The following is a 13,486-nucleotide window of genomic DNA, read 5'->3' as shown; positions in this document are numbered from 1 at the left end:
GAGCAAGTTTGAGCGCAACAAGCCGCACGTCAACATTGGCACGATCGGTCACGTTGACCATGGCAAGACGTCGCTGACGGCCGCGATCACGAAGTACTTCGGCGAGTACAAGGCCTATGACCAGATCGACGCGGCTCCTGAAGAAAAGGCACGCGGCATCACCATTTCGACGGCGCACGTCGAATATGAGACGCCGGCCCGCCACTATGCGCACGTCGACTGCCCCGGCCACGCCGACTATGTGAAGAACATGATCACCGGTGCGGCGCAAATGGACGGCGCGATCCTGGTTTGCTCGGCTGCCGACGGCCCGATGCCGCAGACCCGCGAGCACATCCTGCTCGCCCGTCAGGTCGGCGTTCCGGCAATCGTGGTGTTCCTGAACAAGGTCGACCAGGTCGACGACGCCGAGCTTCTCGAGCTCGTCGAGCTGGAAGTGCGCGAACTTCTGTCGTCCTACGACTTCCCGGGCGACGACATTCCGATCATCAAGGGTTCGGCACTGGCTGCTCTTGAAGATTCGGACAAGAAGATCGGCGAAGATTCGATCCGCGAGCTGATGGCCGCTGTCGACGCCTACATCCCGACGCCTGAGCGTCCGATCAACCTGCCGTTCCTGCTGCCGATCGAAGACGTGTTYTCGATCTCGGGCCGTGGTACGGTCGTGACCGGCCGCGTCGAGCGCGGCATCGTCAAGGTTGGCGAAGAAGTCGAGATCGTCGGCATCCGCGCCACCACCAAGACGACGGTGACCGGCGTTGAAATGTTCCGCAAGCTGCTCGACCAGGGCCAGGCCGGCGACAACATCGGCGCGCTGATCCGTGGCGTCCAGCGTGACGGCGTCGAGCGTGGCCAGATCCTGTGCAAGCCGGGTTCGGTCAAGCCGCACACGGTGTTCATGGCTGAAGCCTACATCCTGACGAAGGAAGAGGGCGGTCGTCATACGCCGTTCTTCACCAACTACCGTCCGCAGTTCTACTTCCGCACGACGGACGTGACGGGCATCGTCGAGCTTCCGGAAGGCACGGAGATGGTCATGCCTGGCGACAACGTGACCGTTAAGGTGACGCTGATCAACCCGATCGCGATGGAAGAAAAGCTGCGCTTCGCAATCCGCGAAGGCGGCCGCACCGTCGGCGCCGGCATCGTCGCCTCGATCGTCGAGTAAGTTTTAACGCAGGCGGCCTTGGCCGCTTGCGTATGACACAAAAATGTAGCAAATGGCGCGCGAGCGTGATTTGCCCTCTGCTTCGGGTTCGAGGCAGGCAATGAACAGACAAGGTGGGCCGAAGGCCCGAAGACTGGAAAGGGACGCCGTATCCTCGGTGTCCCCTTCGATCTTTGAAACCGGTGGTCCGCCTTAAGGTAAGAGAACAACCCGTGCCCTATTGGGTTGGCACGTGGATAAACAAGACAACAAGGATAACGTCGAATGAACGGCCAAAATATCCGCATTCGCCTGAAGGCGTTCGATCACCGCATTCTCGACGCGTCGACGCGCGAGATCGTGTCGACGGCGAAGCGCACCGGCGCAAGCGTCCGGGGCCCCGTTCCGCTTCCGACCCGCATCGAGAAGTTTACGGTTAACAGGTCCCCCCACATCGACAAGAAGAGCCGCGAGCAGTTCGAGATGCGCACGCATAAGCGCCTTCTCGATATCGTTGACCCGACACCGCAGACGGTGGACGCGCTGATGAAGCTCGACCTCGCCGCTGGTGTCGATGTTGAGATCAAGCTCTGAGACTTCTGTCTCGGGCTGAGTGAGAAGGATTGAACCGATGCGTTCAGGTGTAATTGCACAGAAGGTGGGAATGACGCGCGTCTACAACGACGCAGGCGAGCATGTCCCTGTAACCGTATTGCGGTTGGAAAACTGCCAGGTCGTGGCTCAGCGCACCGTAGACAAGAACGGCTACACTGCCGTTCAGCTGGGTGCCGGTACTGCCAAGGTGAAGAACACGACCAAGGCGCTGCGCGGCCATTTCGCCGTTGCCGAAGTCGAGCCGAAGGCGAAGCTCGTCGAGTTTCGCGTTTCCGAAGACAATCTGATCGACGTCGGCACCGAGCTGACGGCAGGTCACTTCACGGCGGGTCAGCTGGTGGACGTCACCGGTACCTCGATCGGTAAGGGTTTCGCCGGCGCCATGAAGCGCCATAACTTCGGTGGTCTCCGCGCCACGCACGGTGTGTCCGTTTCGCACCGTTCGCATGGTTCGACTGGTAACAACCAGGATCCGGGCAAGGTCTGGAAGGGCAAGCGCATGGCTGGTCACATGGGCCAGACGCGTATCACCACCCAGAACCTCGAAGTCGTTTCCACCGACGAGAACCGTGGCCTGATCCTCGTCAAGGGTGCCGTTCCTGGCTCCAAGGGCGCTTGGATCGTCGTTCGCGATGCCGTCAAGTCGGCCGCGAAGTAAGGGAGCCAAGCACATGGAATTTAACGTCAAGACCCTCGAGGGAAAAGACGCCGGCAAGGTAGCCCTGTCGGACGAGATTTTCGGCCTCGATCCCCGCGAAGACATTCTGGCCCGTATGGTTCGTTGGCAGCTCGCCAAGAAGCAGCAGGGCACGCACAAGACCAAGGGTCGTGCTGAAGTCTCCCGCACCGGTGCCAAGATGTACAAGCAGAAGGGTACGGGCCGCGCTCGTCACCATTCGGCTCGCGCTCCGCAGTTCCGCGGCGGCGGCAAGGCTCACGGCCCGGTCGTTCGCAGCCACGAGCATGACCTTCCGAAGAAGGTTCGTGCGCTGGCTCTCCGTCACGCCCTCTCTGCAAAGATGAAGGCTGAAGACATCATCATCGTCGACAACCTGGTTGCCGCCGAAGCAAAGACCAAGGCGCTTGCCGGTTCGTTCGCTTCGCTCGGCCTCACCAACGTGTTGTTCATCGGCGGCGTTGAGCTCGACAGCAACTTCAAGCTCGCAGCCCAGAACATCCCGAACGTCGATGTTCTGCCGGTTCAGGGCATCAATGTTTACGACATCCTGCGTCGCGGCAAGCTGGTGCTTTCCAAGGCTGCGGTGGAAGCTCTAGAGGAGCGTTTCAAGTGACCGACATCCGCCACTATGATGTGATCGTATCTCCTTCGATCACCGAAAAGTCGACGCTGGTATCCGAACAGAACCAGGTCGTCTTCAACGTTGCCAAGACTGCTTCCAAGCCGGAAATCAAGGCTGCCGTAGAGGCGCTTTTCGGTGTGAAGGTCACGGCCGTCAACACGCTTGTCCGTAAGGGCAAGGTGAAGCGGTTCCGCGGCTTCATCGGCAAGCAGAAGGACGTCAAGAAGGCTGTCGTCACCCTGGCCGAAGGTCAGACGATCGACGTCTCCACCGGTCTCTGAGGTATAAGATAATGGCATTGAAAAGCTACAACCCGACGACCCCGAGCCAGCGTCAGCTGGTCATCGTCGACCGGTCCGGCCTCTGGAAGGGTAAGCCCGTCAAGAAGCTCACCGAGGGTCTCTCCAAGAGCGGCGGCCGCAATAACTACGGCCGCATCACCGCCCGCTTTATCGGCGGCGGTCACAAGCGTACCTATCGCCTGGTCGACTTCAAGCGTCGGAAGTTCGACGTCGAAGGCACGGTCGAGCGTCTGGAATACGACCCGAACCGTACGGCCTTCATCGCTCTCGTCACCTATACCGACGGTGAGCAGGCTTACATCCTGGCTCCGCAGCGTCTTGCTGCCGGCGACAAGGTGATCGCGTCCGAAAAGGCCGTCGACGTAAAGCCCGGCAACACCATGCCGCTGCAGTACATCCCGGTCGGCTCGATCGTTCACAACGTCGAAATGAAGCCGGGCAAGGGTGGCCAGATGGCTCGCTCCGCCGGCACCTACGTTCAGCTCGTCGGCCGCGATGCCGGCATGGCGATCCTGCGCCTGAACTCCGGCGAACAGCGCCTCGTACCGGGCTCCTGCCTGGCTTCGATCGGTGCTGTATCCAACCCGGATCACGGCAACATCAACGACGGCAAGGCCGGTCGTACCGTCTGGCGCGGCAAGCGTCCGCATAACCGCGGCGTCGTCATGAACCCAGTCGACCATCCGCACGGCGGTGGTGAAGGCCGCACCTCGGGCGGCCGTCATCCGGTCAGCCCCTGGGGCAAGCCGACCAAGGGCAAGCGCACACGTTCGAACAAGTCCACGGACAAGTTCATCATGCGTTCGCGCCACCAGCGCAAGAAGTAAGAGAGGAAGTCACTAATGGCTCGTTCAGTATGGAAAGGTCCGTTTGTTGACGGCTATCTTCTCAAGAAGGCTGAGAAGGTGCGCGAAGGCGGACGGAGTGAAGTAATCAAGATGTGGACCCGCAGGTCCACCATCCTGCCGCAGTTCGTTGGCTTGACGTTCGGCGTCTACAACGGCAGCAAGCACATTCCGGTCAGCGTCAACGAAGACATGGTCGGACACAAGTTCGGTGAATTCGCTCCCACCCGTACCTATTACGGTCACGGCGCGGACAAGAAGGCGAAGAGGAAGTAATCATGGCGAAGGCTAAGACCGAACGCCGGCTGAAGGATAACGAGGCGCAGGCAGTTGCGCGTACGCTCCGCGTCAGCCCCCAGAAGCTGAACCTCGTTGCCGCCATGATCCGCGGCAAGAAGGTCGAACGCGCGCTTGCAGAACTCGAATTCTCGCGCAAGCGCATCGCCGGCACGGTGAGGAAGACCCTCGAGTCTGCAATCGCCAATGCCGAAAACAACCATGACCTCGACGTCGACGCGCTGATCGTTTCGGAAGCCTATGTAGGCAAGTCGATCGTGATGAAGCGTTTCCACGCTCGCGGCCGCGGCCGTGCATCGCGGATCGAGAAGCCTTTCTCGCATCTGACGATTGTCGTCCGCGAAGTCGAGGAAAAAGGGGAGGCTGCATAATGGGCCAGAAAATTAATCCGATCGGTTTCCGCCTCGGCATTAACCGCACCTGGGACAGCCGTTGGTTCGCCGACAACGCGGAATACGGTCAGCTCCTCCATGAGGACCTGAAGATCCGCGCCTACCTGATGTCGGAACTGAAGCAGGCCGGTATCGCCAAGGTGGTCATCGAGCGTCCGCACAAGAAGTGCCGCGTCACGATCCACTCGGCTCGCCCGGGCCTGATCATCGGCAAGAAGGGCGCTGACATCGAGAAGCTTCGCAAGAAGATCGCGACGATGACCAATTCGGAAACGCATCTCAACATCGTTGAAGTGCGCAAGCCGGAAATCGACTCGACGCTCGTCGCCCAGTCGATCGCCCAGCAGCTCGAGCGTCGCGTGGCTTTCCGCCGTGCGATGAAGCGTGCCGTTCAGTCGGCTATGCGTCTCGGCGCCGAAGGCATCAAGATCACCTGCGCCGGCCGTCTCGGCGGTGCAGAAATCGCCCGTACCGAATGGTACCGCGAAGGTCGCGTTCCGCTTCATACGCTGCGTGCAGACATCGACTACGGTACGGCTGAAGCCGAAACCGCATTCGGTATCTGCGGCATCAAGGTCTGGATCTTCAAGGGCGAAATCCTTGAGCACGATCCGATGGCTTCTGAACGTCGCGCCATGGAAGGCGATGCACAGGGTCCCGCAAGCCGCGAACGCGGCGATCGTGGTGACCGTGGTGATCGCCGCCGCGAAAACGCTTGATCAACGCTGGCGAAAGATAAGCTCGGAGAAGTAAGAAAATGTTGCAGCCAAAGCGTACCAAGTACCGCAAGCAGTTCAAGGGTCGCATCAAGGGTGTGGCCAAGGGCGGCTTCGACCTGGCCTTCGGTGAATTTGGTCTGAAGTCCCAGGAACCCAACCGCGTCAACGCCCGCGAGATCGAAGCGGCCCGCCGCGCGATCACCCGCGCGATGAAGCGCGCCGGCCGTGTCTGGATCCGCGTGTTCCCGGACGTTCCGGTCACCGCAAAGCCGACCGAAGTCCGCATGGGTAAGGGTAAGGGCGGCGTCGAATACTGGGCCTGCAAGGTCAAGCCCGGTCGCATGATGTTCGAGATCGACGGTGTTTCCGAGGAGCTCGCCCGCGAGGCGCTTCGTCTCGGTGCTGCCAAGCTCTCGGTCAAGACGCGCTTCGTACAGCGCATCGCAGAGTAAGGAGCAAGGCACATGAAAGCCGAAGACGTTCGCGGCCTCACGGCCGACCAGCTCAAGGACAAGCTCGCCGACCTGAAGAAGGAGCAGTTCAACCTGCGCTTCCAGAAGGCCACCGGCCAGCTCGAGAAGTCCTCGCGCATCACCGAAGTTCGCAAGGACATCGCCCGCGTGAAAACCATTGCCCGCCAGAAGGCGGCAGAAGCCAAGGCCTAAGGAAAAATAATATGCCGAAACGCATTCTGCAGGGCGTCGTAGTTTCCGACAAGAACGAGAAGACCGTTGTTGTCCGGGTCGAGCGCCGCTTCGCGCATCCGCTGCTTCAGAAGACGGTCCGCCGTTCCAAGAAGTACAAGGCGCATGACGAGAACAACCAGTACAAGGTAGGTGATGTCGTTTCCATCGAGGAATGCGCACCGATCTCCAAGGACAAGACCTGGACGGTCGTTTCCGCCCAGGCTTAATTTGCTTCGGACCTGCGTCTGGGCCTTGCGCCCGGCGTAGAATCCTGTAAGAAGCACCCCACTGGCGCAGGACGCTCGGAAACGAGCGTTCTTTTGCTTTGAGCGCAGGGAAGGTCCTTTTAAGGAAACCACCTTGGCAAGACCCACCCGCGCACAATGAGATTCTGTCCATAAGCCGAAACGGGGCGTCTTTGACGCCCGGTCGTTCCGGTCATTAGAAAAAGGCGACCTGACATGATTCAGATGCAAACAAACCTCGACGTGGCGGATAATTCCGGCGCACGTCGTGTCATGTGCATCAAGGTGCTGGGCGGCTCCAAGCGCAAGTACGCTTCCATCGGCGACATCATTGTCGTTTCGATCAAGGAAGCCATCCCGCGCGGCCGCGTCAAGAAGGGTGACGTGATGAAGGCGGTTGTTGTGCGTACCGCCAAGGACATCCGTCGTCCGGACGGCAGCGTCATCCGCTTCGACAACAACGCAGCGGTCCTCATCGACAACAAGAAAGAGCCGATCGGCACCCGTATCTTCGGACCGGTTCCGCGCGAACTTCGCGCCAAGAACCACATGAAGATCATCTCGCTGGCTCCGGAAGTACTGTAAGGAGCTCATGCGATGAACAAGATCAAGAAGGGCGACAGCGTCGTCGTACTCGCCGGCAAGGACAAGGGCCGTACCGGCGAAGTCCTTCAGGTTATGCCGAAGGAAGACCGCGCCGTCGTGCGTGGCATCAACATGGTGAAGCGCCACCAGCGTCAGTCTCAGACGCAGGAAGCCGGCATCATCAACAAGGAAGCGTCCATTCACCTGTCGAACATCGCGATCGCCGCGAAAGACGGCAAGCCGACCCGCGTTGGCTTCTCCGTCGTGGACGGCAAGAAGGTGCGTGTAGCCAAGCGTACGGGAGATGTGATCGATGGCTGAGGCAAAGTATGAGCCGCGGCTCAAGGCGGAATACAATTCCCGCATCCGCGCCGCGCTGAAGGAGCAGTTCTCCTTCGCAAACGACATGATGATCCCCAAGCTGGACAAGATCGTCATCAACATGGGTGTTGGCGAAGCGACGGCTGACTCGAAGAAGCCTTCCGTGGCTGCTGCCGACCTGGCTGCCATCGCTGGCCAGAAGCCGGTGATCACCAAGGCACGGAATTCCATCGCGGGCTTCAAGGTTCGCGAATTCATGCCGATCGGTGCCAAGGTCACGCTTCGCGGCGCCCGCATGTACGAATTCCTGGACCGTCTGATCAACATCGCGCTGCCGCGCGTTCGCGACTTTCGCGGCCTGAACCCGAAAAGCTTTGACGGCCGTGGCAACTTCGCCATGGGCATCAAGGAACACATTGTGTTCCCAGAGATCAACTACGACAAGGTTGATCAGATGTGGGGCATGGACATCATCGTTTGCACGACGGCTACCAAGGACGACGAAGCACGGGCTCTCTTGAAAGAGTTCAACTTCCCGTTCCGCCAGTAACCGTAACGACGAGCGTTTAGAAGGAACTCCCATATGGCGAAAACCAGCGCAGTTGAAAAGAACAAGCGCCGCCGCAAGACAGTCGCCAACCAGGCCGCCAAGCGTGCGACCCTGAAGGCTACCATCATGAACCAGGAACTTTCGATCGAAGAACGGTTCAAGGCAACTTTGAAGCTCGCTTCTCTGCCGCGCGATGGCTCGAAGACGCGTATCCGCAACCGTTGCGAAGTCACCGGTCGCCCGCGCGCTTTCTATCGCAAGCTCAGGATGTCGCGTATCGCGCTTCGTGAGCTCGGCAATCTCGGCAAGGTGCCGGGCATCGTCAAGTCGAGCTGGTAAGGAGATCGTTAGATGACCATGACTGATCCCTTGGGCGATATGCTCACCCGTATCCGCAACGGCGCAGCCCGCCGCAAGTCGACCGTTTCCACGCCTGCTTCCAAGCTGCGTGCACGCGTTCTCGACGTCCTGCAGGCTGAAGGCTATATCCGCGGTTATTCGGAAATCGACTTCGGTAACGGCAAGGCCGAGATCGAAATCGAACTCAAGTACTACGAAGGCGCGTCGGTGATCCGTGAGATCGGCCGCGTGTCCAAGCCGGGCCGCCGGGTCTATGTCTCGGTAAAGTCCATTCCGCAGGTCGCGAACGGCCTCGGCATCACCATCCTTTCGACTCCGAAGGGCGTGATGGCCGATCACCAGGCTCGCGAACAGAACGTTGGTGGCGAGGTTCTCTGCTCTGTCTTCTAAGGCAGGGTAGGGGAACTCCATAGCGAACAGACAGGATTGAAACATGTCTCGTATCGGTAAAAAGCCCGTTCAGGTTCCTGCAGGGATCACGGCCACTGTTGATGGCCAGAAAGTGACTGCCAAGGGCCCGAAGGGTGAGCTTTTCTTCGTCGCAAACGACGAAATCAAGCTGGAACTCGAAAACAATGCTGTCTCGGTGACCCCGGTCAACGACAGCAAGGATGCTCGTTCGAAGTGGGGCATGTCCCGCACGATGATCGAAAACATCTTCAAGGGTGTGAAGGACGGTTTCGAGCGCAAGCTTGAAATCAACGGCGTCGGTTACCGCGCATCCCTGCAGGGCAAGAACCTGCAGCTGGCGCTCGGTTTTTCCCACGACGTGGTCTACCAGACCCCGGAAGGCATCACCATTGCCGTGCCGAAGCCGACGGAAATCGTCGTCACCGGCATCAATAAACAGCAGGTCGGTCAGGTTGCCGCGGAAATCCGCGAATACCGCGGTCCAGAGCCTTACAAGGGCAAAGGCGTCAAGTACGCTGAGGAACGGATCGTCCGCAAGGAAGGCAAGAAGAAGTAAGGACGACGGATCATGGCTACCAGAAAAGAAGCACTCACCAAGCGTGCGAGCCGTGTTCGCCGCCAGATCAAGAAGGTCGCAAATGGCCGTCCGCGTCTGTCGGTTCACCGTTCGTCCAAGAACATCTATGTCCAGGTTATCGATGACGTGGCCGGCCGCACGCTTGCTGCCGCCTCCACCCTCGATGCCGGTCTGCGCACGTCGCTGAAGACCGGTGCTGACGTTGCGGCTGCTGCCGCTGTCGGCAAGCTGGTTGCAGAACGCGCCACCAAGGCCGGCGTGACGGAAGTCGTGTTCGATCGCGGCGCCTTCATCTATCACGGCCGTATCAAGGCCCTGGCCGAAGCTGCCCGCGAAGGCGGCCTGAGCTTCTAAGAATTTTCGCCCGCATCCCTGAAATAGGGGAGGCGGGCGAAATGCGGTTCGCCGCACTCATAAGTCGTTCCATCCTAGTCCTTCGTGGGCAGGGGATGGTTGGCTCCCGGAAATTGCCCATTGCACCCGGAAAAGAAAAAGGAAAAGAACAATGGCACAAGAAAGAAGAGGCCAGCGCGAAGATCGCCAGAGCCGCGAAGAGCGCGATAGCGAGTTCGTCGACAAGCTGGTCGCGATCAACCGCGTCGCCAAAGTCGTCAAGGGCGGCCGTCGTTTTGGTTTTGCAGCCCTCGTCGTCGTCGGCGACCAGAAGGGCCGCGTCGGCTTCGGCCATGGCAAGGCACGCGAAGTGCCGGAAGCCATCCGCAAGGCGACCGAAAGCGCAAAGCGCGATCTGATCTTCGTTCCCCTGCGTGATGGCCGTACGCTGCATCACGATGTCAACGGCCGTCACGGCGCCGGCAAGGTTCTGCTGCGCTCGGCCAAGGCTGGTACCGGCATCATCGCCGGCGGCCCGATGCGCGCCGTATTCGAAACGCTCGGCGTCCATGACGTCGTCGCCAAGTCGACCGGTTCGTCGAACCCGTACAACATGGTTCGCGCAACGTTCGACGCCCTGAAGCATCAGGTGCATCCGAAGGACGTAGCAGCTCAGCGCGGCATCAAGTATGCAACGCTGCAGACTCGCCGCGCCGCTTCCGGCAATGCGCAGGAAGAATAAGGAGAGCGATAATGGCCAAGAAAGCCACTCAGGCAGAAGCCAAGAAGACGGTTACGGTCGAGCAGACCGGTAGCCCCATCCGCCGCCCGGCCGTCCAGCGTCAGACGCTGATCGGTCTCGGCCTCAACAAGATGCACCGGACCCGTACGCTGGAAGATACTCCTTCCGTTCGTGGCATGATCCGGGCTGTCCAGCATCTCGTTCGCGTCGTCGACGAGAAGTGAGACGGAGGAATTGACCATGAAACTGAATGAGATCAAGGACAACGAAGGCTCTTCCAAGGACCGTATCCGCGTAGGTCGCGGCATTGGTTCGGGCAAGGGCAAGACCGGCGGTCGCGGCGTGAAGGGTCAGAAGGCCCGTTCCGGCGTGGCGATCAAGGGCTTCGAAGGCGGCCAGATGCCGATCTATCGTCGCCTGCCGAAGCGCGGCTTCACCAACATCTTCAAGACTGACTACGCCACCGTTTCGCTCGGCCGTATTCAGACCGCGATTGATGCCAAGAAGCTCGACCCGAAGGCAACGATCGATGCGGCTGCCCTCAAGGCTGCCGGCGTCATCCGTCGCCCGAAGGACGGCGTTCGCCTCCTCGCCGACGGCGAGCTGACGACGAAGGTTTCGATCGAAGTCGCCGGCGCCTCCAAGGCTGCCGTCGAAAAGATCGAAAAGGCCGGCGCTTCGATCAAGCTGCTCGTCGTAGCCGAAGCAGCAGCCGAATAAATCGTTTAGAAATCGCCCGGTTTGTGCTTCACACCGGGCGATTTTATCTCCATATGTGAGCCTCACGATCCCGAAGCGATCCTGTTGGTCGCCTGACCGGGATCATACGGAAAACAGGGTGAGGCATCCGATTGCATTGGCAATCTCGCGCGCCCGGTTTTTGTGAACCTGAATTTTTAGACTGCTTTCCGGACCTGGCACTTCCCCCGCCGCCGGAGAATTGGTCGGGCGGAGAATTGCATGGCTTCTGCAGCGGAACAACTTGCCTCCAATCTGAATTTTGCGACCTTCGCCAAGGCGGAGGACCTCAAGAAGCGGCTTTGGTTCACCCTTGCGGCACTTCTCGTGTATCGCCTCGGCACCCACATCCCGCTTCCGGGCTTGAACCCCGAAGCCTATGCGCAGGCCTTCCGCGGCCAGGCTGGCGGCATCCTCGGACTTTTCAACATGTTTTCGGGCGGTGCAGTGGAGCGCATGGCGATCTTCGCGCTCGGCATCATGCCCTATATTTCCGCATCGATCATCGTGCAGCTGATGACCTCGGTCGTCCCTTCGCTTGAAAACCTCAAGAAGGAAGGCGAAGCCGGCCGCAAGATCATCAACCAGTATACCCGCTACGGAACGGTGCTGCTCGGCACGCTGCAGGCCTATGGCATCGCGGCCGGCCTCGAAAGTGGCCAGGGCCTGGTGGTCGATCCGGGCTGGTTCTTCAAGCTTTCGACGGTCGTCACGCTGCTCGGCGGCACCATGTTCCTGATGTGGCTCGGTGAGCAGATCACCTCGCGCGGCATCGGCAACGGCATTTCGCTGATCATTTTCTCCGGCATTGCCGCCGGCCTGCCGACGGCGCTTGCCGGCACGCTGGAACTCGGTCGCACCGGCGCTCTCCCGACCGCACTGATTCTCACCGTGCTGGTCGTCGCCATCGGCGTTATCGCGCTGATCGTCTTCGTCGAACGCGCCCAGCGCCGCCTTTTGATCCAGTATCCGAAGCGCCAGGTCGGCAACCGCATGTTCCAGGGCGATACGTCGCACCTGCCGCTGAAGCTCAACACTTCGGGCGTCATCCCGGCGATCTTCGCCTCCTCGCTGCTGCTTCTGCCGGCGACTGCCGCGGGCTTTGCCGGCAATTCCGGTCTGCCGGGCTGGGCGACGATGATCATCTCGGCGCTCGGCCACGGCCAGCCGCTGTTCATGCTGTTCTACGGCCTGCTGATCGCCTTCTTTGCCTTCTTCTACACGGCGATCGTCTTCAATCCGAAGGACACCGCCGATAATCTGAAAAAGCATGGCGGCTTCATTCCGGGCATCCGTCCTGGCGAGCGCACCGCCGAATACATCGATTACGTGCTGACCCGAATCACGGTCATCGGCGCGGTCTACCTTGTCTTCGTCTGCATCCTGCCGGAATTCCTGGTGGCCCGCACCGGCGTGCCATTAGCCCTTGGTGGGACTTCGCTTTTGATTGTTGTCAGTGTAACCCTCGATACGGTAGCACAGATTCAGGGGCACCTCATTGCGCAGCAGTATGAGGGTCTGATCAAGAAGTCGAAACTGCGCGGAGGAAAGAGGGGACGATGAGATTGATTCTTTTAGGGCCGCCGGGTGCGGGGAAGGGGACCCAGGCCCAGCGGATCGTGGAGAAGCACGGTATCCCGCAGCTCTCCACCGGCGATATGCTGCGTGCGGCGGTGGCCGCCGAGACGGAAGTCGGCAAGCGCGCCAAGGCCGTCATGGACGCCGGCAACCTTGTCTCCGACGAAATCGTCAATGCGATCGTTTCCGAGCGTATAGACCAGCCCGACTGCGCCAATGGCTTCATCCTGGATGGCTTCCCCCGCACGCTCGTGCAGGCGGACGCGACTGAGGCGATGCTGAAGGCCAAGGGTCTCGATCTTTCGGTCGTCATCGAACTGCGTGTCGACGACAAGGAACTCGTGCGTCGCGTCTCCGGCCGTTATTCCTGCGCCCAGTGTGGCACGGTCTATCACGACACGGACAAGAAGCCGTCCCAGGACGGCGTCTGCGACAAATGCGGTTCGACGCATTTCAAGCGCCGTCCGGACGACAATGCCGAGACCATGACCAAGCGCCTCGAGGTCTACTACAAGGAAACCTCGCCGCTGATCGGTTATTACCATGCCAAGGGCAAGCTCAAGGCTGTCGACGGCATGGCGGACATGGACAAAGTCACGTCCGATATCGAAAATATCCTGGCGGCTCTTTGAGCCGTCATCGATCTGTTAAAGAATCTTGGGCGGAGCGGTTGCATTTCAGCACTGATTCCGTTAAACACCGCGCCAACTCGCGACAGCTTTAGCGATCGGCGCGGATTTCC

Annotated in this window: 24 protein-coding genes; all 24 read left to right on the top strand. The window is 60.0% G+C overall.

Annotated features, from left to right (window positions below; translation table 11 throughout):
* Positions 1-1,168 (top strand): elongation factor Tu (gene tuf / locus AC1D3C_RS09490; RefSeq protein ID WP_477482677.1); only part of this gene is annotated, 1,168 nt, incomplete at its 5' end.
* Between the two features lie 264 nt (positions 1,169-1,432).
* A complete protein-coding gene (rpsJ, locus tag AC1D3C_RS09485) occupies positions 1,433-1,741 on the top strand; it encodes a 30S ribosomal protein S10 (protein WP_003547547.1) in 309 nt (102 codons plus the stop codon).
* 37 nt (positions 1,742-1,778) lie between these two features.
* Entirely contained in the window at positions 1,779-2,420 is a 642-nt protein-coding gene (gene rplC, locus AC1D3C_RS09480) for a 50S ribosomal protein L3 (protein WP_037084734.1), read from the top strand.
* A 13-nt stretch (positions 2,421-2,433) separates the two neighbouring features.
* Entirely contained in the window at positions 2,434-3,054 is a 621-nt protein-coding gene (gene rplD, locus AC1D3C_RS09475; RefSeq protein ID WP_037084733.1) for a 50S ribosomal protein L4, read from the top strand.
* Positions 3,051-3,344, top strand: coding sequence for a 50S ribosomal protein L23 (locus AC1D3C_RS09470; RefSeq protein ID WP_007761057.1), 294 nt, complete (start codon positions 3,051-3,053; stop codon positions 3,342-3,344). The genes rplD and AC1D3C_RS09470 overlap by 4 nt, the downstream gene beginning before the upstream one ends.
* An 11-nt stretch (positions 3,345-3,355) precedes the next feature.
* Positions 3,356-4,192 (top strand): 50S ribosomal protein L2, encoded by an 837-nt coding sequence (gene rplB, locus AC1D3C_RS09465; protein WP_046636975.1) that lies wholly within the window; start codon positions 3,356-3,358, stop codon positions 4,190-4,192.
* Between the two features lie 15 nt (positions 4,193-4,207).
* On the top strand, positions 4,208-4,486 hold the full coding sequence (rpsS, locus tag AC1D3C_RS09460) for a 30S ribosomal protein S19 (protein ID WP_007770151.1): 279 nt from the start codon (positions 4,208-4,210) through the stop codon (positions 4,484-4,486).
* 2 nt (positions 4,487-4,488) lie between these two features.
* Positions 4,489-4,878, top strand: coding sequence for a 50S ribosomal protein L22 (rplV, locus tag AC1D3C_RS09455; protein WP_247034005.1), 390 nt, complete (start codon positions 4,489-4,491; stop codon positions 4,876-4,878).
* Entirely contained in the window at positions 4,878-5,618 is a 741-nt protein-coding gene (rpsC, locus tag AC1D3C_RS09450; protein WP_007770147.1) for a 30S ribosomal protein S3, read from the top strand. Before rplV ends, rpsC begins: the two co-directional genes overlap by 1 nt.
* Positions 5,619-5,656: 38 nt before the next feature.
* On the top strand, positions 5,657-6,070 hold the full coding sequence (gene rplP / locus AC1D3C_RS09445; RefSeq protein ID WP_007770145.1) for a 50S ribosomal protein L16: 414 nt from the start codon (positions 5,657-5,659) through the stop codon (positions 6,068-6,070).
* Between the two features lie 12 nt (positions 6,071-6,082).
* A complete protein-coding gene (gene rpmC, locus AC1D3C_RS09440; RefSeq protein ID WP_007770142.1) occupies positions 6,083-6,283 on the top strand; it encodes a 50S ribosomal protein L29 in 201 nt (66 codons plus the stop codon).
* An 11-nt stretch (positions 6,284-6,294) separates the two neighbouring features.
* Complete coding sequence (gene rpsQ, locus AC1D3C_RS09435; RefSeq protein WP_037084728.1) at positions 6,295-6,531, top strand: 30S ribosomal protein S17; 237 nt, start codon at positions 6,295-6,297, stop codon at positions 6,529-6,531.
* 234 nt (positions 6,532-6,765) lie between these two features.
* On the top strand, positions 6,766-7,134 hold the full coding sequence (rplN, locus tag AC1D3C_RS09430) for a 50S ribosomal protein L14 (protein ID WP_007770138.1): 369 nt from the start codon (positions 6,766-6,768) through the stop codon (positions 7,132-7,134).
* 12 nt (positions 7,135-7,146) lie between these two features.
* Positions 7,147-7,455 (top strand): 50S ribosomal protein L24, encoded by a 309-nt coding sequence (gene rplX, locus AC1D3C_RS09425; RefSeq protein ID WP_038542152.1) that lies wholly within the window; start codon positions 7,147-7,149, stop codon positions 7,453-7,455.
* On the top strand, positions 7,448-8,005 hold the full coding sequence (gene rplE / locus AC1D3C_RS09420) for a 50S ribosomal protein L5 (protein ID WP_038542155.1): 558 nt from the start codon (positions 7,448-7,450) through the stop codon (positions 8,003-8,005). The genes rplX and rplE overlap by 8 nt, the downstream gene beginning before the upstream one ends.
* Positions 8,006-8,038: 33 nt before the next feature.
* Complete coding sequence (gene rpsN, locus AC1D3C_RS09415) at positions 8,039-8,344, top strand: 30S ribosomal protein S14 (RefSeq protein WP_007770129.1); 306 nt, start codon at positions 8,039-8,041, stop codon at positions 8,342-8,344.
* 12 nt (positions 8,345-8,356) lie between these two features.
* Positions 8,357-8,755: a 30S ribosomal protein S8 gene (gene rpsH / locus AC1D3C_RS09410; RefSeq protein WP_038542158.1), complete on the top strand. Its 399-nt coding sequence runs from the start codon at positions 8,357-8,359 to the stop codon at positions 8,753-8,755.
* 43 nt (positions 8,756-8,798) lie between these two features.
* Positions 8,799-9,332: a 50S ribosomal protein L6 gene (gene rplF, locus AC1D3C_RS09405; RefSeq protein WP_247034003.1), complete on the top strand. Its 534-nt coding sequence runs from the start codon at positions 8,799-8,801 to the stop codon at positions 9,330-9,332.
* Positions 9,333-9,344: 12 nt separating this feature from the next.
* Entirely contained in the window at positions 9,345-9,707 is a 363-nt protein-coding gene (rplR, locus tag AC1D3C_RS09400) for a 50S ribosomal protein L18 (protein WP_024164298.1), read from the top strand.
* A gap of 151 nt (positions 9,708-9,858) precedes the next feature.
* Positions 9,859-10,428 (top strand): 30S ribosomal protein S5, encoded by a 570-nt coding sequence (rpsE, locus tag AC1D3C_RS09395; RefSeq protein ID WP_038542164.1) that lies wholly within the window; start codon positions 9,859-9,861, stop codon positions 10,426-10,428.
* Positions 10,429-10,439: 11 nt separating this feature from the next.
* On the top strand, positions 10,440-10,652 hold the full coding sequence (rpmD, locus tag AC1D3C_RS09390) for a 50S ribosomal protein L30 (RefSeq protein WP_037084714.1): 213 nt from the start codon (positions 10,440-10,442) through the stop codon (positions 10,650-10,652).
* A 16-nt stretch (positions 10,653-10,668) separates the two neighbouring features.
* The gene (gene rplO / locus AC1D3C_RS09385) at positions 10,669-11,148 is read left to right on the top strand and encodes a 50S ribosomal protein L15 (protein WP_345922118.1); all 480 of its coding nucleotides are present in this window, start codon (positions 10,669-10,671) and stop codon (positions 11,146-11,148) included.
* Between the two features lie 240 nt (positions 11,149-11,388).
* On the top strand, positions 11,389-12,729 hold the full coding sequence (gene secY / locus AC1D3C_RS09380; RefSeq protein ID WP_038542171.1) for a preprotein translocase subunit SecY: 1,341 nt from the start codon (positions 11,389-11,391) through the stop codon (positions 12,727-12,729).
* Positions 12,726-13,376, top strand: coding sequence for an adenylate kinase (locus AC1D3C_RS09375; protein WP_477482676.1), 651 nt, complete (start codon positions 12,726-12,728; stop codon positions 13,374-13,376). The genes secY and AC1D3C_RS09375 overlap by 4 nt, the downstream gene beginning before the upstream one ends.
* Positions 13,377-13,486: the final 110 nt, after the last annotated feature.

Source organism: Neorhizobium sp. P1_A6 (genome assembly GCF_056406795.1).
The sequence above is the reverse complement of the archived record's forward strand: the minus strand, read 5'-3'. Positions and strand labels throughout refer to the sequence as shown.